Annotated in this window: 20 protein-coding genes; 18 read left to right on the top strand and 2 right to left on the bottom strand. The window is 52.6% G+C overall.

Annotated elements, in window-relative coordinates:
* Positions 1-64 precede the first annotated feature (64 nt).
* On the top strand, positions 65-1,345 hold the full coding sequence (locus AB4Z33_RS16995; protein WP_442051078.1) for an adenylosuccinate synthase: 1,281 nt from the start codon (positions 65-67) through the stop codon (positions 1,343-1,345).
* Positions 1,346-1,616: 271 nt separating this feature from the next.
* Here AB4Z33_RS16995 and AB4Z33_RS16990 read toward each other — a convergent pair whose 3' ends face one another.
* Together AB4Z33_RS16990 and AB4Z33_RS16985 are read right to left on the bottom strand one after the other, a co-directional pair.
* A complete protein-coding gene (locus tag AB4Z33_RS16990; protein ID WP_442051039.1) occupies positions 1,617-2,600 on the bottom strand; it encodes a sensor domain-containing diguanylate cyclase in 984 nt (327 codons plus the stop codon).
* 25 nt (positions 2,601-2,625) lie between these two features.
* Positions 2,626-3,432 (bottom strand): alpha/beta fold hydrolase, encoded by an 807-nt coding sequence (locus AB4Z33_RS16985; protein ID WP_442051038.1) that lies wholly within the window; start codon positions 3,430-3,432, stop codon positions 2,626-2,628.
* A 210-nt stretch (positions 3,433-3,642) separates the two neighbouring features.
* On the opposite strand from AB4Z33_RS16985, the gene AB4Z33_RS16980 reads away from it, so the two are divergent.
* The 17 genes from AB4Z33_RS16980 to AB4Z33_RS16900 all read left to right on the top strand — a co-directional run bounded on the left by AB4Z33_RS16980 (position 3,643) and on the right by AB4Z33_RS16900 (position 20,327).
* Positions 3,643-4,833 (top strand): GntR family transcriptional regulator, encoded by a 1,191-nt coding sequence (locus AB4Z33_RS16980; protein WP_442051037.1) that lies wholly within the window; start codon positions 3,643-3,645, stop codon positions 4,831-4,833.
* A gap of 182 nt (positions 4,834-5,015) precedes the next feature.
* Positions 5,016-6,308: a glycoside hydrolase family 125 protein gene (locus AB4Z33_RS16975; protein ID WP_442051077.1), complete on the top strand. Its 1,293-nt coding sequence runs from the start codon at positions 5,016-5,018 to the stop codon at positions 6,306-6,308.
* Positions 6,309-6,394: 86 nt separating this feature from the next.
* A complete protein-coding gene (locus tag AB4Z33_RS16970) occupies positions 6,395-7,708 on the top strand; it encodes an ABC transporter substrate-binding protein (protein ID WP_442051036.1) in 1,314 nt (437 codons plus the stop codon).
* 67 nt (positions 7,709-7,775) lie between these two features.
* The gene (locus tag AB4Z33_RS16965; RefSeq protein ID WP_442051035.1) at positions 7,776-8,663 is read left to right on the top strand and encodes a carbohydrate ABC transporter permease; all 888 of its coding nucleotides are present in this window, start codon (positions 7,776-7,778) and stop codon (positions 8,661-8,663) included.
* A 12-nt stretch (positions 8,664-8,675) separates the two neighbouring features.
* Complete coding sequence (locus AB4Z33_RS16960; RefSeq protein WP_442051034.1) at positions 8,676-9,563, top strand: carbohydrate ABC transporter permease; 888 nt, start codon at positions 8,676-8,678, stop codon at positions 9,561-9,563.
* Positions 9,564-9,578: 15 nt separating this feature from the next.
* On the top strand, positions 9,579-10,736 hold the full coding sequence (locus tag AB4Z33_RS16955) for a glycoside hydrolase family 76 protein (RefSeq protein ID WP_442051033.1): 1,158 nt from the start codon (positions 9,579-9,581) through the stop codon (positions 10,734-10,736).
* On the top strand, positions 10,733-11,812 hold the full coding sequence (locus AB4Z33_RS16950) for a glycoside hydrolase family 76 protein (protein ID WP_442051032.1): 1,080 nt from the start codon (positions 10,733-10,735) through the stop codon (positions 11,810-11,812). Before AB4Z33_RS16955 ends, AB4Z33_RS16950 begins: the two co-directional genes overlap by 4 nt.
* A complete protein-coding gene (locus AB4Z33_RS16945) occupies positions 11,812-12,873 on the top strand; it encodes a glycoside hydrolase family 76 protein (protein WP_442051031.1) in 1,062 nt (353 codons plus the stop codon). Before AB4Z33_RS16950 ends, AB4Z33_RS16945 begins: the two co-directional genes overlap by 1 nt.
* A 67-nt stretch (positions 12,874-12,940) precedes the next feature.
* Positions 12,941-13,150, top strand: a complete 210-nt coding sequence (locus AB4Z33_RS16940; protein ID WP_442051030.1) for a hypothetical protein — start codon at positions 12,941-12,943, stop codon at positions 13,148-13,150.
* A gap of 516 nt (positions 13,151-13,666) precedes the next feature.
* A complete protein-coding gene (locus AB4Z33_RS16935; protein ID WP_442051076.1) occupies positions 13,667-14,653 on the top strand; it encodes a sulfonate ABC transporter substrate-binding protein in 987 nt (328 codons plus the stop codon).
* Positions 14,654-14,728: 75 nt separating this feature from the next.
* On the top strand, positions 14,729-15,871 hold the full coding sequence (gene ssuD / locus AB4Z33_RS16930; protein ID WP_442051075.1) for an FMNH2-dependent alkanesulfonate monooxygenase: 1,143 nt from the start codon (positions 14,729-14,731) through the stop codon (positions 15,869-15,871).
* A 14-nt stretch (positions 15,872-15,885) separates the two neighbouring features.
* Positions 15,886-16,689, top strand: a complete 804-nt coding sequence (gene ssuC / locus AB4Z33_RS16925; protein WP_442051029.1) for an aliphatic sulfonate ABC transporter permease SsuC — start codon at positions 15,886-15,888, stop codon at positions 16,687-16,689.
* Complete coding sequence (locus AB4Z33_RS16920) at positions 16,638-17,543, top strand: ATP-binding cassette domain-containing protein (RefSeq protein ID WP_442051028.1); 906 nt, start codon at positions 16,638-16,640, stop codon at positions 17,541-17,543. Before ssuC ends, AB4Z33_RS16920 begins: the two co-directional genes overlap by 52 nt.
* Before the next feature lie 211 nt (positions 17,544-17,754).
* On the top strand, positions 17,755-18,186 hold the full coding sequence (locus AB4Z33_RS16915) for a YciI family protein (protein ID WP_442051027.1): 432 nt from the start codon (positions 17,755-17,757) through the stop codon (positions 18,184-18,186).
* On the top strand, positions 18,186-19,436 hold the full coding sequence (locus AB4Z33_RS16910) for an RNA polymerase sigma factor (protein ID WP_442051026.1): 1,251 nt from the start codon (positions 18,186-18,188) through the stop codon (positions 19,434-19,436). Before AB4Z33_RS16915 ends, AB4Z33_RS16910 begins: the two co-directional genes overlap by 1 nt.
* A gap of 111 nt (positions 19,437-19,547) precedes the next feature.
* Positions 19,548-19,949 carry a VOC family protein gene (locus AB4Z33_RS16905; RefSeq protein ID WP_442051025.1) on the top strand — a complete coding sequence of 134 codons (402 nt, stop codon included), beginning with the start codon at positions 19,548-19,550 and terminating at the stop codon, positions 19,947-19,949.
* Positions 19,950-19,985: 36 nt separating this feature from the next.
* On the top strand, positions 19,986-20,327 hold the full coding sequence (locus AB4Z33_RS16900; RefSeq protein ID WP_442051024.1) for a DUF1801 domain-containing protein: 342 nt from the start codon (positions 19,986-19,988) through the stop codon (positions 20,325-20,327).
* Positions 20,328-20,648 lie beyond the last annotated feature (321 nt).

The following is a 20,648-nucleotide window of genomic DNA, read 5'->3' as shown; positions in this document are numbered from 1 at the left end:
CGTAATTATAATGGGGGATGTAACCAAATACAAGCGCGTCGTTGACGCGGCGGAGGCGGATTCCATGGCGGTAACGGCAATCGTAGGAGCTAACTGGGGAGACGAAGGGAAAGGAAAAATCACGGATATGCTGGCGGCGCAATCCGGGTATGTCGTTCGCTATCAGGGAGGCAGCAACGCGGGGCATACGATTATTAACCACTACGGAAAGTTTGCTCTGCATATGCTGCCTTCCGGGGTGTTCTACCCTGGAGTCCATAACGTGCTAGGACCGGGAGTTGCGCTGGATATTGGCAAGCTGAGGGAAGAGTACGAGGCGCTTATCGGGCGAGGCGTGCCGAAGCCAAGCCTGCATGTATCGGAGCGGGCGCAGGTCGTGCTTTCCGTTCACCGGCTGTTCGACGAGCTGGAGGAGGAGCGGCTAGGGCGACGAGGATTCGGCTCGACGAAGCGAGGTATAGCGCCTTTCTACGCGGATAAGTTCGCGAAGCTGGGTATCCAAGTTGCTGACCTATTCGAGCCGGTTAGATTACGGGAGAAGCTTGAGCAATCCTTAGCTGCGAAAAATGTACTGCTCCAGCATTTATATGGAGTTGAGCCCATTGAAGAAGAAGCTTTGCTGGACGGCTTGCAGCAGGAGGCGGAATGGATTCGGCCCTTCGTCTGCGATACGACTGACATGCTGCAGGAGGCTTGCAGGAATGGGGAGCATATCCTGCTGGAGGGGCAGCTCGGCGCGCTTCGTGATCCCGATCACGGCATTTATCCGTATTCAACCTCCTCTTCGACGATTGCGGGCTACGGTCCGGTTGGCAGCGGCATACCTGTACGAGCCGTAACGGATGTGATCGCCGTTGTTAAGGCATATTCCAGCTGTGCCGGGGCAGGTCCTTTCATATCCGAGATTGAGGGAGAGGAAGCGGACGAGCTCAGACGCCGCGGCGGCGACGCTGGCGAATATGGCGTAACAACAGGACGTCCGAGGCGCATGGGATGGTTCGATGTCGTTGCTACAAGGTACGGCTGTATGATACAAGGGGCTACAGAGGCGGCACTTACTAATCTCGATGTGCTTGGCTACCTCGACACGATTCCTGTATGTACGGCATACGAGTTGAAGGACGGTACAGTTACAGACAAGTTTCCGTCTACGGGCAAGCTGCAAGGAGCGAAGCCAATCCTGCAGCATTTGGCAGGCTGGCGAAGTGATCTATCGGGCGTACGGAGTTTCGACGAGCTGCCGGAAGCGGCTAAAGCGTACGTTCTATTTATCGAGGAGAACATCAGGGTTAAGGTTACGACGGTGTCCATCGGCCCGGGGCGGGAACAGGTTATTATTCGCTAAATTGAAGCGCTGTACGGGAGTTAGAGTCTGCCTGCGCCTGTATCAGAGCATATATGCTCTTACAGGGGAAAGCTGGTATGTGATTGCGTCTGTAAGTGCATATAGGCTCTTATGAAGCAGGTATGGTGGTTCGAGCCTGTTAACGCTCCTCTGTAAGAGCATATATGCTCTTACAGAGAAAGGCTGGGTATGTGATCACGTTTGTAAGTGCGTATAGGCTCTTATGGAGCGGATAAGATAGCGGGGCTCTAAGAGATCGAGTCATACGTGGCTAGCTCTCTGCCGAATGTGCGGCATGCGTCACGCGGTTTCTTCCGCCGGCTTTGGACTGATAGAGAGCCAAGTCGGCTTGATGAAGCAACGTTTGCTCGGTATCTGTATCCGTTACGGTCGATATGCCGATGCTAATGGTGATCTGGTAATTGTCCAAAGGGGTCTTAGCTACCGTACGGCAAATATTGTCCGCGATAACTATCGCTTCGTCTTGCTCCACGCCCGGCAATAGGGCTACGAATTCCTCGCCGCCGAAACGGGCCAGAACATCCCCTTCGCGCGACAAGCGCTGCAACAGGCGAGCCAAACCCGACAGCACCAAGTCGCCAACCGGGTGGCCGTATGTATCGTTAATATGTTTAAAATGATCAATGTCGATAATGAGCAGCGATAACGGCTGCCGTGTCTCTTGATATTCAGCAATGAGCTTCTGCAGGCTCTCTTGGAAGTATCGGCGGTTCCGCAGCCCGGTCAGCGGATCAGTCGACGCCTTAACCTCGAGCTCATGGTTGATCCGCATTAATTCCTGCTGCTTGGTCTCATACTCTTCATGCAGCCGTTCGAGCTGCTTGTTCGCCTCGTTGGTCGCCTGGTACAGGTGTTCCAGCCTTTCCTTCGTCTGCAGAACGTCCTTCTCATGCTCAATCCGCTTACGCATCATAACGACAACGCAATCGATGACGGTCTGTCCGCCACGTTCTTGGCGAACGCCGTTTAGCAGCACGGGTACTTCCTGGTTGTCGCTTGTTCGGAATGACAAGTACATCTCATTCACATGTCCATTGATCTGAATGTATGGATAGAAGTAAGTGTGAAAAAAAAGCTTGTTCGTGACGGACATCGTTGTTTCAATATGACGGCCGAGCAGCTCGTCACGCTTCAGCAGGAGCATATTGAGCAGCGTTTGATTAACGGATTGAACGATTCCCGTGTCCAAGATCGAGAAATAGCCGCAAGGGGCTGTTTCTAATTGAATATCCATGTTAACGTTCCTCCACGTATTTCCGCTACGCACTGGCCAAATACTGCTTAATGAACTGAATCGTTTCCTCAGGATGACTTAGTTGAGGATAATGGCCCTTGGCAGTCATTAGCCGAAGCGTGCTGTGCTTGAGATGCGCGTGCAAGTATTGACCTACTTCAACCGGTGAGATGCTGTCGTCCGCGCACTGGAGAATAAGTGACGGAATCGAAGCGAGCTCAAGCTGGGTACGGCAATCGGAGAGGAAGGTTACTTCCGCGAACTGCCGGGCAATATGAGGGTCTCTCGAGCAGAAGCTCTGCTCCAGCTCTTCGGAAAGCTCGCGCCGTTCCGGATTCTGCATCACGATGGGTGCCAAGTAGCTGGCCCAACCGATGAAGTTCAGCTGCATCATGCTCAGCAATTCGTCAATATCGCTGCGTTCGAAGCCTCCATAATAATCGGGCAGGTCGTTGACATAGCGAGGAGAAGGTCCAAGCATGACGATTTGCTCGAAATATTCGGGATTCCGGATGGAAGCTAACATGCCGATCATGCCGCTTACGGAATGGCCGACAAAGATCGTATCTCGCAGCTCGAGCCTGTCCATAATGTCCAGTACATCTTGGGCATAGCCTTGCAAATCGTTATATTTGGTCGAATCATAATCGTTAATTTGGGATTTGCCCGAGCCTACATAATCGAATAGGACGACGCGATAATTCTGTTCGAAGGCAGGGACGATATAGCGCCACATGTGTTGGTCGCAGCCAAAGCCGTGGGCAAACACGATGGTTCGGCTTCCTTCTCCTAATACTTTCACGTTGTTACGTACGAGAACATCTAAAGTCATAGTAGTAGTCTCCCTCTTTCCTGAGGTAGTTGCTTCTCTCACATTATAGCGGAAAAACACGAATAATGGAGAAGATTCTCCATTCATCTCCATTAGATTTATCGGCATAACCGTCAAATCTAAAAATAATATAGCATGATATATCATTATGTGATAAAACTAATATATAAGGAAAAACGAGAGCAGGACAGGGAGTTTGGAGGTATAGGAATGGCGAACGACACTTCATCGAAGCCGATGTACGAGAAAATTTTTGAAACGGTGAAAAACCAAATATTAAGCAAGGAATATGGGGCTGGCGAACGAATACCGTCGGAGAAGGAACTGGCCGATGAGTACAGCGTCAGCCGTATTACGAGCAAGAAGGCGCTTGAGATGCTGGCTGGCGAGAAGCTTATCGTCAGAATACCCGGCCGAGGCTCGTTCGTGCTGGATCCATCTGGAGAGACGGGGGCTGCAGATTCCGAACCTTCTGCAAGCCAACTGCCGAGAAATGCGGGCAGTACCGCGAATAGGGACGATTGCACGACGATCGGGCTTGTCATTACCGACTTTGGCAACAGCTATGGAACGGGCTTGATCTACGGCATGGAACAGGCGTCCAGGGATAATGACTGTTTCCTGGTGCTGCGTCGTTCGTTCGGCATTCCCGACAATGAAGAAGAATCGATACAGAAGCTGCTTAAGATGGGCGTAGACGGACTAATCGTGTTCCCGGCACAGGGCGAATATTTCAACGCGGAGATTCTGAAGCTGGTTATTGCCAAGTTTCCGCTTGTGCTCGTCGATCGCCATCTGAAAGGGGTTGCCGCTGCTTCTATCAGCACGGACAACGTGACGGCAGCCCGCGTGGCGACCGAGTATTTATTCGGTCTCGGCCATCGGCATATCGCTTTCCTCTGTCCTCCGCCAACCGACACGTCGGCCGTTGAGGACCGAATCGAGGGCTTCATTCAGGCGCATGCGGAGCAGGGCATTATGGTGGACAAGGAGCTGTGGGTAGCCGATTTGTTCTCTACGCTGCCCGATTCCTTCCGCGATGACGATAATGTAGAGCGTGACGTGCTAAGGTTAATGGAGCATCTGCGGAACAATCCATCCATTACGGCTGTATTCGCTATTGAGTACAATATTGCGCTGCTGGCCAGAGCGGCAATCGAGCGGTTAGGTATGCGCATTCCGCAACATATTTCCGTTATTTGCTTCGACAGTCCGCCTACCGATCTCGGGGGAACCTATGCGTTCACACATATGCGGCAGAACGAAGAGGAGATGGGGAGGCTGGCGATTGAGCATGTCCTTAGGATTAAGGAGGGGCAAGCGGTCACCAATAACAAAGTCACCTTGGACGCCAAGCTTGTTATTGGGCAATCGACAGGCGAGGCGCCTAACCGGATATAGACAGAGCTTGATTGTTATACCCTCATCGCATCGCGGTGGGGGTTTTCTTTTTAATCGCATTAATATATTAGCATACTAATTCACGATAAAAAATCAGTTATTGACATACCATTAACATACTAATATACTAGCTACATGAAAGCGGTTTATTATACAGTGCAGAACGGAGGAGCAAGATGGAGATGACGACCGAGAAGCGGTTGCCCGAATCGGTGAAGGCTTTAATTGCAACCGTAAGGGAGAAGCTGCCGCATCGCGAACGGATTGCGGCCATGTTCGAGCAATGCTTATCCAATACGTGGGATACAACCATCAGACGCGAGGAGGACGGCACCACATTCGTTATAACAGGTGATATTCCAGCTATGTGGCTGCGTGATTCAGCTGCTCAAGTGCGGCCGTTCTTGCTCGCTGCCGCTGGGGAGAAAGAGATTGCCGATATGATCGAAGGTTTGGTAGAAAGGCAATTCCGGTACGTAATTCACGATCCGTATGCGAATGCTTTCAATGAAGAGGCAAGCGGCAAGGGACATCATGGGGATAAGACGAAGATGACCCCTTGGATATGGGAGCGGAAATACGAGATCGATTCCTTATGTTATCCGATTCAATTGAGTTACCTGTTATGGAAAAACACGGACCGAACCTCCCAATTCGGACAGTCTTTCCGGAATGGGGCAGAGGAAATCCTAAAGCTGTGGACGCTTGAACAGAATCATGAGAACGCTTCCAATTATTCGTTTGAACGATTCGGATGTCCCGCCTCCGATACGCTTCCGCGTGAGGGCAGAGGGACGCCGGTTGCTCTAACGGGAATGACCTGGTCGGGATTTCGTCCAAGCGACGATGCTTGTCAATTCGGCTATTTGATTCCATCCAACATGTTCGCTGTTGTTTCTCTTCGCCAGTTGGCAGAGATCGCGCGGCATGTGATGAATGACAATGAGTTGGCGGAACGCGCCGAGAAGCTTGCCGACGAGATCCATCAAGGGATTGAACAATACGCAAAGGTGGAACACCCGTCGTTCGGTACGATTTACGCTTACGAAACGGACGGCCTCGGTCAATACAACTTGATGGATGACGCCAATGTTCCAAGCTTGCTCTCTATTCCATACATCGGTTATGCCTCGGCGGACGATCCGATCTATGAAAATACGCGCAGGTTTGTCCTAAGCGCGAATAACCCTTACTACTATGAGGGAACGGCCGCGTCAGGCATCGGAAGTCCGCATACGCCGGAGAGGTACATATGGCCGATTGCGCTGGCGATGCAGGGATTAACGGCTAAGGAGCAAGCGGAGAAGGAAAGACTGCTCGATCTTATGGCGCATACCGATGCTGGAACGGGCTTTATGCATGAAGGCTTTCACGCCGATGACCCGGCTGCCTATACCCGGCCTTGGTTCTCGTGGGCAAACATGATGTTTTGCGAGCTTGTGCTTGACGTATGCGGGATTCGTGTACGCAAGTAACGACGGTTAGACGGGGAGCAATCCTCTTATAACATAAATAAATGAGAGAACGAAAACCATTAGAGATTCAAGGGAGGCTAGTTCTAATGAAGAAGTGGTTCAAGATGGGGACGATCGCTTTGGCAACGACGGCCGTGCTTGCCGGCTGCAGCGGCAATAACGCAGGTTCGAACAATTCGGGAAGCGGCAATGAGACAGAGAAGCCGGCAGGAGACAGCGGGAGCAAAGGCGCGGTGGAGTTAACGTTCTGGGGCGACTGGGGCGGCGAAGGACAGATCCAGTTCGAGACGATGGTTGACGCGTTCAACAAATCGCAAGACAAGATCAAGGTCAAGTACGTGCTGCAGCAGGATATGATCACGAAATTTCTAACGGCAGCGACTTCCGGCGGCTCGCCRGACATTCTGTTCTGGGATAGATGGCGCACATCGCTGTACGCACCGAAGAACGTCCTGCATCCGATCGACGAATTCATGGAGAAGGACGGTCTGGCTCGCGGCGAGTTTTACGAAGAATCACTCAAAGAGCTCTCATATGGAGATAAATTATACGGTTTGCCTCTAACGGTTGATGCTCGCGCTTTATTTTATAATAAGAAGCTTCTAGCGGAAGCGGGCGTTGAGCCTCCCACAACATGGGCAGAGCTTGAAGCTGCTGCGGCTAAGCTGACCAAGTGGAACGGCAACAAGCTTGAAGTATCGGGCTTCTCCCTAGGGGATAACGGTCTGTTCAACATGTATCTGCAGCAAGCGGGCGGCCAAATGCTCACGGAGGACGGCAAGACGAACTTCAACAATGAGCAAGGGAAGCAGGTACTAGAGCTGTGGGATCGCTTGCTGAACAAGGATAAAGTGTATAAAGTCGGCTTCGAGCAAGGGCTTGGCGAAGGCACGGACGCTTTCGTAACAGGGAAGCTGGCGATGCAGTATACAGGACCATGGATGCTGAGCACCTACAAGAAATACGGCAAAGATCTCGACTTCGGCATCGTGCCGCCTCCTGCGGGACCGAATGGCGACAAGGCAAGCGTCATGGGCGGCTTCGGCCTCGTTATTCCGGAGGGCTCCAAGCATCAAGCGGAAGCTTGGGAGTTCATCAAGTGGTGGACGGCGAACAAAGAGAATGCGCTGCTATGGGCAAAAACAAGCTACAACATCCCGGGCTTCAAGCCGGCGCTTGAAGATCCGTTCTTCCAGGACGATCCGTTCTGGAAGCCAATCTTAGAAACGCTGGAGTTCGCGAAGATTCGTCCGCAGCATCCAGGATACTCCGTCATGGAGGGCGATGCATTGACGCCGAACCTGCAGCTGCTTCAACAAAATAAGCAAAGTATCGAGGATACGCTGTCCAAAGCGCAGTCGCAAGGCGATAAGCTGCTCAAGGATAACGAAGTGAAATAATCGGCGTGGAAGAAGAGGGGGAGGAGGTCCTCCCTTTCTTCGTTCCGCTAAGAAGGAGGTATTCCCCATGGCTTCCATGAAAAAGCTTGAACGGCATCAAGCGCGAACGGCTTATCTATTCATTACGCCAACGATGCTGCTGTTCATCGTATTCACGGTCATTCCCGTCTTCATGGCGCTTTATCTTAGCTTTACGAATTATGACGTTATTAGCAAAAAAGATTGGGTAGGCCTCGACAACTACAAACGGCTGATCGATGACACTCTGTTATGGACGACTTTCAAAAACGTGCTTATTTACTCCGTCATATTYGTCCCGCTGAACATTATAATCTCGTTGTCGCTTGCGATGCTGATGAATCGCGCTTGGCGGGGCGTCAAGCTGTTCCGGACGCTTAATTATTTGCCGACCTTAACATCCGCGGTGGCTGCGGCTACCGTATGGATCTGGCTGCTTCATCCCGAATACGGGCTCGTCAACGGGCTGCTGTCTTCTATCGGCATAACCGGTCCTGCATGGGTAGCGCAGACCGAAACGGCGATGATGTCGATCATTATGCTGACGTTATGGCAATCCGTCGGCTCGAACATGATTATTTATTTGGCAGGGCTGCAAGGCGTGCCGGAATACTTATACGAATCGGCCAAACTGGACGGAGCTACGAAATGGGATAGCTTCCGTTACATTACATGGCCGCAGCTGAGACCGACGACTTTCCTCGTCAGCACGATGTCCATCATCGGAGCGCTGCAGTTGTTCGATCAAGCATTCGTGTTGACGCAGGGCGGTCCCGCGAACGTCACGAAGACGCCTGTCTATCTGATTTATCAGCAAGGATTCAATCAGCTTCAGATGGGTTACGCTTCGGCGCAGGCATTCGTGCTTGCCATGGCTATCCTTATTTTCTCGCTTATTAATATGAAAATCAGCAAGGCAGAAGAGTCTGTCGTATAAGGAGGAGAAGCGATGGATACCATCGGAAGTACGGCAACCCTGCGAGTGGCCCGCAAGCTCGCTTATTACATCCTTTGTATCGGTATTGCGGTCGTCATGTTCCTGCCATTCTATTGGAGCGTCCTGACGTCGATCAAGCCGGATTCGGATATATTCTCGATGCCGATCAAGTGGTTCCCGACGGACATTACGTTCGAGCATTATGTCAAAGCGTTCACGACTGTACCCTTCGGGTTGTTCTTCTCGAACTCGCTCATTCTTGCCGCATCGGGCGTGCTTATGAATTTGTTCTTCGGGTCGCTGGCGGGCTTCGCGTTCGCGAAGCTGAAGTTCAAGCTGAGTCAGCCTTTGTTCCGCGTGCTGCTGGCCGCCATGATGATTCCGGGCATCGTTACGATGATACCGAGCGTCTACGTGCTGAAGCATCTGCCGTTGTTCGGCGGCAACGACTTGTTCGGAGCCGGAGGCAACGGGCTGCTGAATTCGTTCTGGGGCATTATTTTGCCGGGTGCGTCCGGTTCGTTTGCAGTGTTCTTCATGAGGCAGTTTTTCCTTACGCTGCCAAGCGACATGATGGAAATGGCGCGCATTGAAGGGGCTGGCGAGTTCAGGATATTTTGGCGCATCTATTTGCCGCTGACGAAACCCGCCTTGGCTACGCTAGGCATCTTCACCTTCCAAGCGGGCTGGAACAGTTTCTTATGGCCGATGATCGTTCTTAACGATCCCGCCAAAGCGACGATTCAGATGGGGCTGCAGGCTTTCTCGTACAACTATCAGACCGATTACGGTCCGATGATGGCGGGGGCGCTCGTCGCTATTTTTCCGATACTCATTATGTTCCTGCTACTGCAGCGTTACTTCATTCAAGGGATCGCGTTCAGCGGAATCAAGGGATAGGGGGATAACACGGCTATGGCTTCACGGAAAGTTGTTCTCCTAACCGCATCCTGTCTTGTTCTGGTCGCTCTGCTAGCTGGAGGAAGCCTATGGGCGGCGGGAGTATGGAAGCCGTTCGGCGGCGGCACCGCGGATGGCGTATGGCAGGAGAGGGTCGATCTCGCGCAAGCGGAGCTGGCGGATTCGTTCTGGAATGAGAGCCGAGGTTTGTATGACAATGTCTCTCCGTGCATCGCGCAGTTATGTACCGACCCTTTCAACTATTGGTGGCAGGCGCATGCCGTTGATGTGCTGGTTGACGGATATGAACGCACAGGCGATGAGCGGTACGCGAAGCTGCTAAGCGGAATGTATGACGGCATTGCGGAGCGGAATGCCGGCGTCTATCCGAACGATTATTACGACGATATGGAATGGATGGCGCTTGCGTGGCTTCGCGCCTACGATGCGACGAAGGATGAAAGATACATGGAGGTTGCGAAGCTGCTGTGGGAGGATATCAAAACCGGCTGGAACGAGGAGCAGGGCGGCGGCATCGCTTGGCGCAAGGAGCAGTTGAATTATAAGAATACGCCTGCGAATGCGCCTGCGGCTATTTTGGCAACGAGATTATATGAGCATACGAACGATAAGGAAGAGCTGGACTTCGCGACTCGCATCTATGAATGGCAGAAAGAGACGCTGGTCGATCCCGATACCGGATTCGTGTGGGACGGTATTAATCGACAGGGTGACGGGTTAGTCGATAAAGATTGGAAGTTTACTTACAGTCAAGGCGTCTATATAGGCGCGGCGGTCGAGCTGTACAAGGCGACGGGCGATGAACGTTACTTGCAGGATGCGAAGAAGACGGCTGCTGCTGCGATTAACGAGCTCACCAGTCAGGCTACGGGCATGCTGCCTTCGGAAGGCGACGGCGACGGAGGATTGTTCAAAGGCATATTCGTTCGTTATTTAGGAGAGCTCATTCAAGTGGACGACGAGCCGGAGGCGTGGATAGAGCTGCTGGAGACCAATGCGGCAAGCTTATGGGAATATGGCAAGGATAGCGAGAAGGCACGCTTCAGTAATTCGTGGGCGCAAACACCCGAGAAAGCTGTACAACTTAGCACGCAACTAAGCGCCGTTATGCTGCTGGAGCAACGGGCGCGACTGGAGGAGAGAGAGAAATGAATCAGGCAGAGCATGGGATTTGGGAGAATCGGGCGGATGATGCGCAGGCAGCGCTGGAGCGATTATTTTGGAACGAATCGATACGGATGTACAATATCGAGACGCCGTGTCCGGACGGCGCATGCAACACGATCTTTCATTACTGGTGGATGGCGCATGCCGCGGACGTCCTGACGGATGGTTATCTTCGCACGGGCCAGGAGGCATATGCCGAGAGGTTGAGCGTATTTTTTGATGGGTTGCTGGCACGCAATGGCGGCGAATGGCCGAATGAGCTGTACGATGACATGGAATGGATGGCGCTTGCATGGCTGCGCGCGTATCAAGCGACGGGAGCCGCGAAGTACAAGGAAGCCGCGCTCCTGCTTTGGGAGGATATCAAGACGGGCTGGAATGAGCATATGGGAGGCGGCATCGCATGGCAGAAGTCGCAGCTTGATTATAAAAATACGCCTGCGAACGCTCCGGCGGCAATCCTCGCCGCGCGGCTGCATCAAGCGTTCGGATTAGAGTCGGATTTGGCATGGGCCGTCAAGATTTACGAATGGCAGAAAGCCAATCTCGTAGATCCGGCCACCGGCTGCGTATGGGATGGGATGAATCGACTCGGCGACGGACAGATCGATAAGCATTGGAAGTTCACGTATTGCCAAGGCGTGTTCATCGGAGCTGCCGTTGAATTATACCGGATCACGAGCGATGATCGGTATTTGGCCGATGCATCGCGTTCCGCTTCGGCATCCCTTGCCGAACTTGCGCACCCATCGACGAAGCTGTTGCCGGATGAGGAAACAGGCGACGGCGGGCTGTTCAAAGGTATCTACGTCCGCTATTTGACGGAGCTTGCGCTTGAGAGCCGCGGAGGGGATCAGGCGGTTGCCGATACATTAGCTGCTAACGCCAAGCTGTTGTGGGAGCAGGGCAGAACGGGCGAGCCGGTGTTGTTCTCGCCGGACTGGTCGGCGAAGCCAGAGGGCATTGTAACGCTGAGCGTCCAGCTTAGCGCGGTGAAGCTTCTCGAGGCGGCGACGAGACTGAACGCTGCCGGTCTTATTGGGGAGGAGGCGCTCGCCTAATGGAATTGTCCGATCCATTGGTTTCGGCTTGGAATGACTTGGCGAATGAGGCGCAGGCTGCCTTGAGAGACCGGTACTGGAACGATGAGCTAGCGATGATGAATCAGTGGTACCCGCCTGTCAAAGCTTTCGGGGAAGAGAACTTCTATTATTGGTGGCAGGCGCATGTCATGGATGTTCTAATTGACGGCTTGGAGCGAACGGGAGAAGCGGCGTACAGGGAACTGCTGAGTAAGCTGGCGGAAGGGGTTCATGCCTATAACGGCGACACCTTCAAACACAATTACTACGACGATATGGAGTGGACGGCGCTCGCCCTATTGCGCGCCTATGAAGCAACTGGTGAAGAGCCGTATTTGGCAAACGTGCTGGAGCTGTGGGAGGATATCAAGACGGCTTGGAACGGCCATATGGGCGGAGGCATGGCGTGGAAGAAGGACCAACTCGATTACAAAAACACTCCAGCCAACGCGCCTGCCGCCATCCTTGCCGCTAGACTGTATCGTGCCTATGGCAAAGAAGAAGACCTGGCGTGGGCGGAGCGAATCTATAAGTGGAATCGCGATAACTTGGTAGACCCCGCCAGCGGTTTCGTATGGGACGGGATGAACCGGCTTGGCGACGGACAGATCGATAAGGATTGGAAGTTCACCTATTGCCAAGGCGTCTTCATCGGAGCGGGCGTGGAGCTATATCTGGCAACGCGCGATGAGACGTATTTGCAGGAAGCTTGCCGTACGACGAGAGCCTGCTTTGCGGAACTTTGCGATGCCGGGACGCTGCTGCTGCCGGATGAAGGCATTGACGACACGGGATTGTTCAAAGGCATCTTGATCCGTTACCTCATGCAGATGGCCGAGGTAGCTCCGCCAACAGAACGCGATGCCATCATCGCGGTCATTGAAGCGAATGCCGCATCACTGCGGGATCGGGGGCTTAATCGCGAGTTGAAACTGTGCGGCCCATCATGGTCGACTCCTCCGTTGCTGCCAATCCAATTGAGCGTCCAGCTAAGCGGCATCATGCTCCTCGAAGCGATGGCGGAGTTAGCAAAACAATAGGCGTAAATCTAGTACTCTTCGAATAGGTATAGTGTATACCGAAATGAAAGAGGAGGATTGCGATTATATGGATTCCGCAACGCGCACGCATGGCGATAGAGTAGAGACGGTGCTGACCTACGACAAAGAGACTGGCGAAATACGGATTATTGCCGCCACCATTGGTGACGACAATAACCTTACCGCTGAGAATGAAATTGTGCTCGATCGCGACAAAGCACTCAAATTGTACTTGTTCCTTAGCAATATTTTCGCTGAGAGCGATTGTCCTAATTGAGTTTATTGGTATATGTATAGATCAATGCGGGACTTTCCGTTCGAGGCGGGAAGTCTTTTTTTGCGGTACGAGAACGAGAATACGCCCGTTGCACATTATGCAACAGAATGCGTCCTTAGAGCGTCCGTTGGGAGGCCTCGTTGCAGGGAATGCAATGGATGAACGGTTAACACTCCTCATTAAGTGCGTTTCTCTCGAATCAGTTGCATTTACTGCAACGAACACTAGCTGAAATATGGATTGAAGGGATTCTGTTGCACTAACTGCAACGAGCGATCCGATACTTTCGCCAGAAGGTGGAATCGTGGAAGTAAGAAGCAAAAAAATAGTTCTTGACGCCAATTTATGTCAGTGCTAATATTTCGTTATATACAAGTTAACTCATCGGATTAATTATATATTTGACGCTACCGGACCACCGGAGGTCTCTCTAATCGCACTGAAGGTGCGGGTGGGGAGACCTTTGTCTATTTATAACGATTCGATTAGAAACGAAGACGAGAGGGGTTTGGGATGATGAAGAAAAAGTGGGGGACTTCAAAGTTTGTGGCGGCGGCACTGCTTGCATTAACGATGGTGGTGACGGCATGCGGCAATAACGGGGAGAAAGCAAATGAAGGGGCATCGGGCAAGGAGACTAGAGATATTACGATCAAGATCGGTTATCAGAAGTACGGAACGATTAACATTTTGAAGGCAGACGGAGCGCTTGATAAGCGCTTGAGCGAGGAGCGCAACATTAAGATCGAATGGATTGAGTTTCCCGGTGGGCCTCAATTGCTCGAAGCGCTTAATGTAGGCAGTCTCGATCTGGGACATACGGGAGAGGCGCCGCCGATCTTCGCGCAGGCTGCAGGTGCACCGCTCGTCTACTTGGCGCATGAACCGGCTAGTCCGCAGAGCGAGGGTATTATCGTTCCGAAGGATTCGCCAATTAAGTCAGTTGCCGATCTGAAAGGCAAGACCGTTGTGCTGAACAAAGGCTCGAACGTGCACTACTTGCTTGTGAAGCAGCTCGAGAAAGCTGGAGTCGATTATAAGGATGTTGATGTGAAGTTTCTGCCGCCGGCAGATGCACGGGCTGCATTCGAGAAGGGCAGCGTAGACGCATGGGTCATTTGGGATCCGTTCCTCGCTGCGGCACAGACGGCTACAGGCGGCACGATATTAGCTGACGGCAAGGATGTCGTATCGAATCACGAATTCTATCTTGCCACTCGTACGTTTGCTGAGAAATATCCAGATATCGTTGACATCCTCTTAGAGGAAGCGGACAAAATCGATGCTTGGTCGAAGGATCATCCGCAGGAGCTGGCTGAGAAGCTGTCGCCACAGCTTGGTATTGATGTAGAGTCGCTGCTGCTTGCAGCAGGCCGTCGCAATTACGGCGTGCAGCCGATCGATGAAGAGCTGATTAAGGCGCAGCAGGCCATTGCCGATACGTTCTTCAATCTGGAGCTCATTCCAGAGAAACTGGATATTAACGATGCCATTCTTAAATAACCAAATACAAGTAGAAACGGCTATGTAGAAAACTTATAAATTCTTATAATTTACAAAAAGGTGAAGGTGATTATGATGAATGTATTTTGGTTTATACCTACGCATGGAGATGGTCGCTATCTCGGCACGAGCCAAGGCGCTCGTGCTGTGGATGCCGATTACATGCAGCAGATCGCTGTTGCCGCAGATCGACTTGGCTATGAAGGCGTATTGCTTCCGACCGGTACTTCTTGCGAGGATCCTTGGATTATAGCGTCCTCGCTTGTACCGGCGACGAAACGTCTGAAGTTTCTCGTTGCCGTACGTCCAGGCTTGATGTCGCCAACACTGGCGGCTCGAATGGCCGCATCGCTGGATCGCATATCCGGCGGCAGGCTGCTCATTAACGTGGTAGCAGGAGGGGACCCGGTTGAATTGGCCGGCGATGGACTATTCCTGAACCATACGGATCGATACCACCTCACAAACGAGTTTCTCCAAATATGGCGGAGGGAGCTTTCGGGTGAGAATGTGGATTTCGAAGGTGACTATCTGCATGTGAAGGGCGGTCATGTGCTTTATCCGCCGATTCAGCAGCCGTATCCGCCGCTCTGGTTCGGAGGTTCCTCGGAGGTAGCGCAGGGAATCGCGGCGGAGCAGGTCGATGTGTACTTGACTTGGGGCGAGCCGCCAGCCGACGTTGCTGCCAAGATCGCGGAGATGCGGAAGCTTGCAGAGGCGCAAGGCCGCACACTCCGGTTCGGCATCCGGCTGCACGTCATCGTAAGGGAGACGGAGGAGGAAGCATGGCAAGCGGCAGAAAAGCTGATTAAGCACGTCGACGATCAGACGATAGCCGAAGCGCAGCGCATCTTCAGCCGCTTCGACTCGGTCGGTCAGAAGCGGATGGCGAAGCTGCATGAAGGAAGCCGCGAGCAGTTGGAGATTAGCCCTAACCTTTGGGCGGGAATCGGGCTTGTACGCGGCGGAGCGGGTACTGCGCTCGTCGGCAGTCCGGAGATTGTCGCGGAACGGATGCGGGAATATGAGGCGCTCGGGATCGAAACGTTTATTTTCTCCGGCTATCCGCATCTAGAGGAAGCTTATCGGGTGGCGGAGCTGCTGTTCCCATTATTGTCGCTGGATCGGAAGCCGATAGCCGGCCCGACGTCTATTAGTCCTTTTGGCGAAATAATCGCAAATGCTGTCAAGCCCACACCTAGAGCTTCGGCTCATTAATGGAGAGGGTTAAAATGAGACATTCTGCTAGCAAGTTCACAACAATCGCGTTGCCGTGGTATATACCCGTACTCATTGTAATCGTATGGCAAGTGTTAAGCAGTGCTGGCGTGATCTCCACGAGAACATTACCGTCGCCGGATCAGGTCGTCAGAGCCGCGTACGAGCTGCTGGCTAATGGAAAGCTTATTGAGGCGCTCGCCGTTAGCACCTGGAGAGCCGCAATTGGTTTCGCAATTGGGGCGGGGATTGGGTTCGTTCTTGGCTTATTAAACGGTGTGATTGGGTTATCCGACAAACTGACGGATTCGACGCTGCAGATGATTCGGAATGTTCCCCATCTCGCTATGATTCCCCTCGTCATTGCCTGGTTCGGGATTGGTGAAACGGCGAAAATATTTCTAGTCGCGCTCGGCGTTATGTTCCCGATCTACCTAAACACGCTTCACGGGATCAGATCCGTCGATACCGGCCTTATCGAGATGGGCAACGTTTACGGACTAAACAGATGGCAGCTCTATCGCCGAGTGATTTTGCCTGGAGCTATGCCTTCGATTCTCGTCGGTCTTCGCTTCGCGCTCGGCATCATGTGGCTGACGCTCATTGTCGCCGAGACGATCGCGGCTGACTCCGGCATCGGTTATATGGCGATGAATGCACGGGAGTTTTTCCAATTGGACGTCGTCGTTCTAGCAATTATTTTGTATGCGCTGTTGGGTAAGCTGTCTGATTTAATGGCCAAGTGGCTGGAGAGGAGATGGCTGCAATGGCATCCCCATTTCGCAAAAGCAGCGCCGCAGTCGAAGAGCTCGAACTAGAGAGGAAGACGGCGCAAAAATCGCAGGTTGCTAGTATTAAGCAACCCTTAGCGGTTGCTCCGGTTGTTTCCGGCGAAGCAGTGACACACGGCGTATCAATCGAGTTGAAAGGCGTTTCCAAACGGTTCGGCGAGAAGAAGGTGTTAAGCGACCTTAATCTATCAATCGAACCGGGCAAGTTCATCGCGATTGTCGGCCGAAGCGGCTGCGGGAAGAGTACGCTGCTAAGGCTGCTCGCCGGCCTGGATGAAATCTCCTCTGGCTCGCTGACAAGACAGGATGAACCGGTATCTGGCATTAACCAAGATACGCGGTTTATGTTTCAAGATGCCAGGCTGCTGCCTTGGCAGACCGTTCTAGATAATGTGAAGATTGGACTGGCAGGAGACAAGTCGGCGGACGCGGAGCGGAAGGCATATGCCGCGCTTCAATTAGTCGGTCTTTCGGATCGGGCTAAGGAGTGGCCATCGGTCCTATCCGGCGGTCAGCGCCAGCGCGTTGCGCTTGCGAGAGCGTTAGTCGGCCATCCTCATTTGCTGCTGTTCGATGAGCCTTTAGGCGCGCTGGACGCGTTGACCCGCATTGATATGCAGCGGCTTATCGAACGGTTATGGCAGACGCGCGGCTTCACGGCCGTACTCGTTACCCATGATGTCAGCGAAGCGGTTGCTCTGGCGGATCGGGTCATTCTAATCGACGAAGGGCAGGTAGCGCTCGATATACCGATTACGCTCGCCCGCCCACGGGTGAAGGACAGCGGATTCGCGCACTTCGAGAAGCTGATTCTCGACCGGGTGCTTACGCCGGCTGAGCAGTCTGTCATAGATCAGAGCGAATCTGTGTTTGACATCTAATCTATTAAAATAAGTCGAAAGATCGCATAGGGATCGCCAATAGGCGCGCTACTGCGATCTTTTTATTTGAGTCATTATCCAGTATTATGAAGAAGTATATTGGTGGAAATTTATAGCTATCGTTGTCGATTCCGAGTCAATCTGTTCGTCGTCTATATGGAGGCTGAAAAATAATGAAGTCTCACATGATATCGAGGGTAGGTTATGAATAATGCGATTTATGATGATTGTCAAAGCAAGCAAGGATTCAGAGGCAGGGACAATGCCCAGCCAAGAGCTGATCGAGGCTATGCAGCGCTATAACGAGGAGCTGGTCAAAGCCGGCGTGTTGCTTGCGGCAGATGGCTTGCATGCGAGCTCCGGCGGTATTCGCATCTCGTATCCGGAGCCGGGCGGCAAACCGAAGATAACGGACGGGCCGTTCACGGAAGCGAAGGAGATCATTGCCGGCTATACGCTGATCGAGGTGAAGTCGAGGGAAGAAGCGATCGAGTGGGCGCTTCGCATGCCGGATCCGCACGGTTTCGGCGAAGGGCAGATCGAGCTTAGGCAGGTTATCGATCTGCATGATCTGATGGAAGATCCGGAGACGCTGGCCAAGGAGCTTGTACTTCGCGAACAGATTGAGAGGTCTAAATCATAATGACCGATTCTTTGGCGGGGCGTACGATAGACGCAATCTGGCGCATTGAATCGGCGAGGCTTATCGCCGGATTGGCGCGGATGGTTCGCGATGTAAGCCTCGCCGAAGACTTGGCTCAGGATGCGCTTGTGATTGCGCTGGAGAAGTGGCCCGAGTCGGGAATTCCCGATAATCCAGGTGCGTGGCTCATGACGACAGCGAAAAGGCGCGCAATTGATTACCTGCGCAGAAGTAAGCTGCGCGATCAGAAATATGAAGAGATCGGACGAGGAAGCGAGCTGTATTCCGAGGATGACGTGAACAAAGCTGTGGATGGAGAGGTTGGCGACGACCTTCTCCGTCTTATTTTTACTTCCTGCCATCCAGTGTTGTCGCGAGAGGCGAGGGTCGCTCTTACATTGCGGCTGCTTGGCGGTCTAACGACCGATGAGATTGCGCGAGCCTTTCTCGTTCCCGAGCCTACCGTGGCACAGCGAATCGTTCGAGCGAAGAAAACGTTAAGCGCGGAGCGGGTCGGGTTCGAGGCGCCGTCGGGCGAGGCGTTGAAGGAACGCCTGGCGGCGGTTCTAGAAGTTATCTACTTAATGTTCAACGAAGGTTATTCGGCAACATCGGGAAGCGAGTGGCTTCGTCCGACCTTATGTCTCGAAGCGCTGAGGCTTGGCCGGATTCTCGCCGAGATAGCGCCGGGCGAGTCGGAGGTTCATGGGCTTGTTGCGCTTATGGAACTGCAATCCTCCCGATTCAGAACCCGCGTAGGCGCGAGCGGCGAGCCAATTCTTCTAATGGATCAGAACCGTGCAAAGTGGGATCATCTGTTGATCCGTCGCGGCTTAGCTGCACTGGAGCGAGCCCGTGCGTTTGGAGGACTGCTTGGTCCTTATGCGCTTCAAGCTTCCATCTCTGCCTGTCATGCTCAGGCGACGGTCGCGGCAAGTACCGATTGGGTACGCATTGCCGCTCTCTACGAAGCGCTGTCGCGCGTTCAACCGTCTGCGATTGTGGAGCTGAACCGAGCGGTCGCGATTGCTATGGCTTTTGGCCCTGCGTTCGGACTGCAGCTGGTCGAAGAGCTAGCCTCAGAGCCTGCGCTTGCGACCTATTATTTGCTGCCGAGCGTAAGAGGAGATCTGCTCGTCAAGCTGGGACGAGCTGCCGAGGCGCGCGAGCAGTTCGAGATGGCTGCCTCGCTGACGCGCAATGAACGCGAACGCGAGCTGCTCTTGAGACGGGCCGAGGAATGCGGTTAACCGAGTCGAAATATTTTTTTGTGAAGCGTGTAGATTTCATTCCTTTCCATTCGTCGTCTTAGTAGAAAGCCAAGTTCCAACTACTAAGAAATGAGAAAGGTTGATGAGAAAATGAACGTGTTACTAACCCCTTACCTAATGTCGGAGGATGCTAGAACGCAAGCGGAGTTCTATAAGCAAGCGCTTGGAGGAGAGATCATATCTGTCATGATGCATGCTCATACGCCTGGTATTCCAGAGGCATTCAAGGACAAGGTGATGCATTTGGCAATGTCGGTTGCAGGCGGCAACACGCTGTTCATGTCGGATTCCTTCGAGCCAGTGGCCGGCTCTCGATGCTTGAGTCTATCGCTAAGCTTTGAGAGCGAAGCCGAAGCGAAGGGAGTTTTCGCCAAGCTGAGCGAGGGCGGGGTCGTGAAGTATCCTCTCGAGAAGCAGCCATGGGGTGCTTCATACGGAGAGTTGCAGGACAAATTCGGCGTAACTTGGATGATCGTGAACGAGACGAAATAGGATGTGTGACTAACGATAGCAGAGGAGAATAGAGAAATGAATCAAGAAGTAACTGACTTTATTGATGCATTGCCGGAGTCGTGGCACGCCGAGCTTAGCGCTGCTCTGCGCGATGTTGTTCATCGCGCTATTCCGGATGTTCAGGAGCGTATCCAATATAAGAAGCCTCATTTTCTCAAAAACGGCAAGTACGCAGCTGCTATATCGACGTCGAAGGATGCGGTAAGCTTCATTATTTTCAATACAACGGGTCTAACGCTGCCAGATGGGCTATTCGAAGGTCCGCCTGAACGCAAGACGATCAAGCTTAAGCGAGGCCAATCTGTTGATGCTGACTTACTAATCCCGCTTGTAAGCGAGGCTTTCAGGGCGTTATAGAGTGAAGCGAAGGGGCTGTCCTGAACGAAAATGGTCTTAAGGCATGTTCGTTTGGGACAGCCCTTTTTTATTGATCTCAATTTATACGATTTTTCACACAAGGCCAGTTAAACAAGATGTAAACTGTCAAATCTTATTCGATTTATCATACAAAAGTGGTCAATCCATCTACGCACTCAAGTTGAGTCCGTATACTTGTGTAAAAAGCTAGGATCTCAAAAAAAGGGAGCCATAGCCAGAATCCTCGTTTAGAATGGAGTTGTCGAGACAACATTCATTGGAGGGATTTTGGTATGACTCAATATCACTCAATATCAGATT

Origin of the sequence: Paenibacillus sp. 2TAB19, assembly GCF_052115185.1 — a bacterium.
Lineage (GTDB): Bacteria > Bacillota > Bacilli > Paenibacillales > Paenibacillaceae > Pristimantibacillus.
Note: the sequence above shows the minus strand (reverse complement) of the source record. Positions and strands in the feature narration are given on the sequence as shown.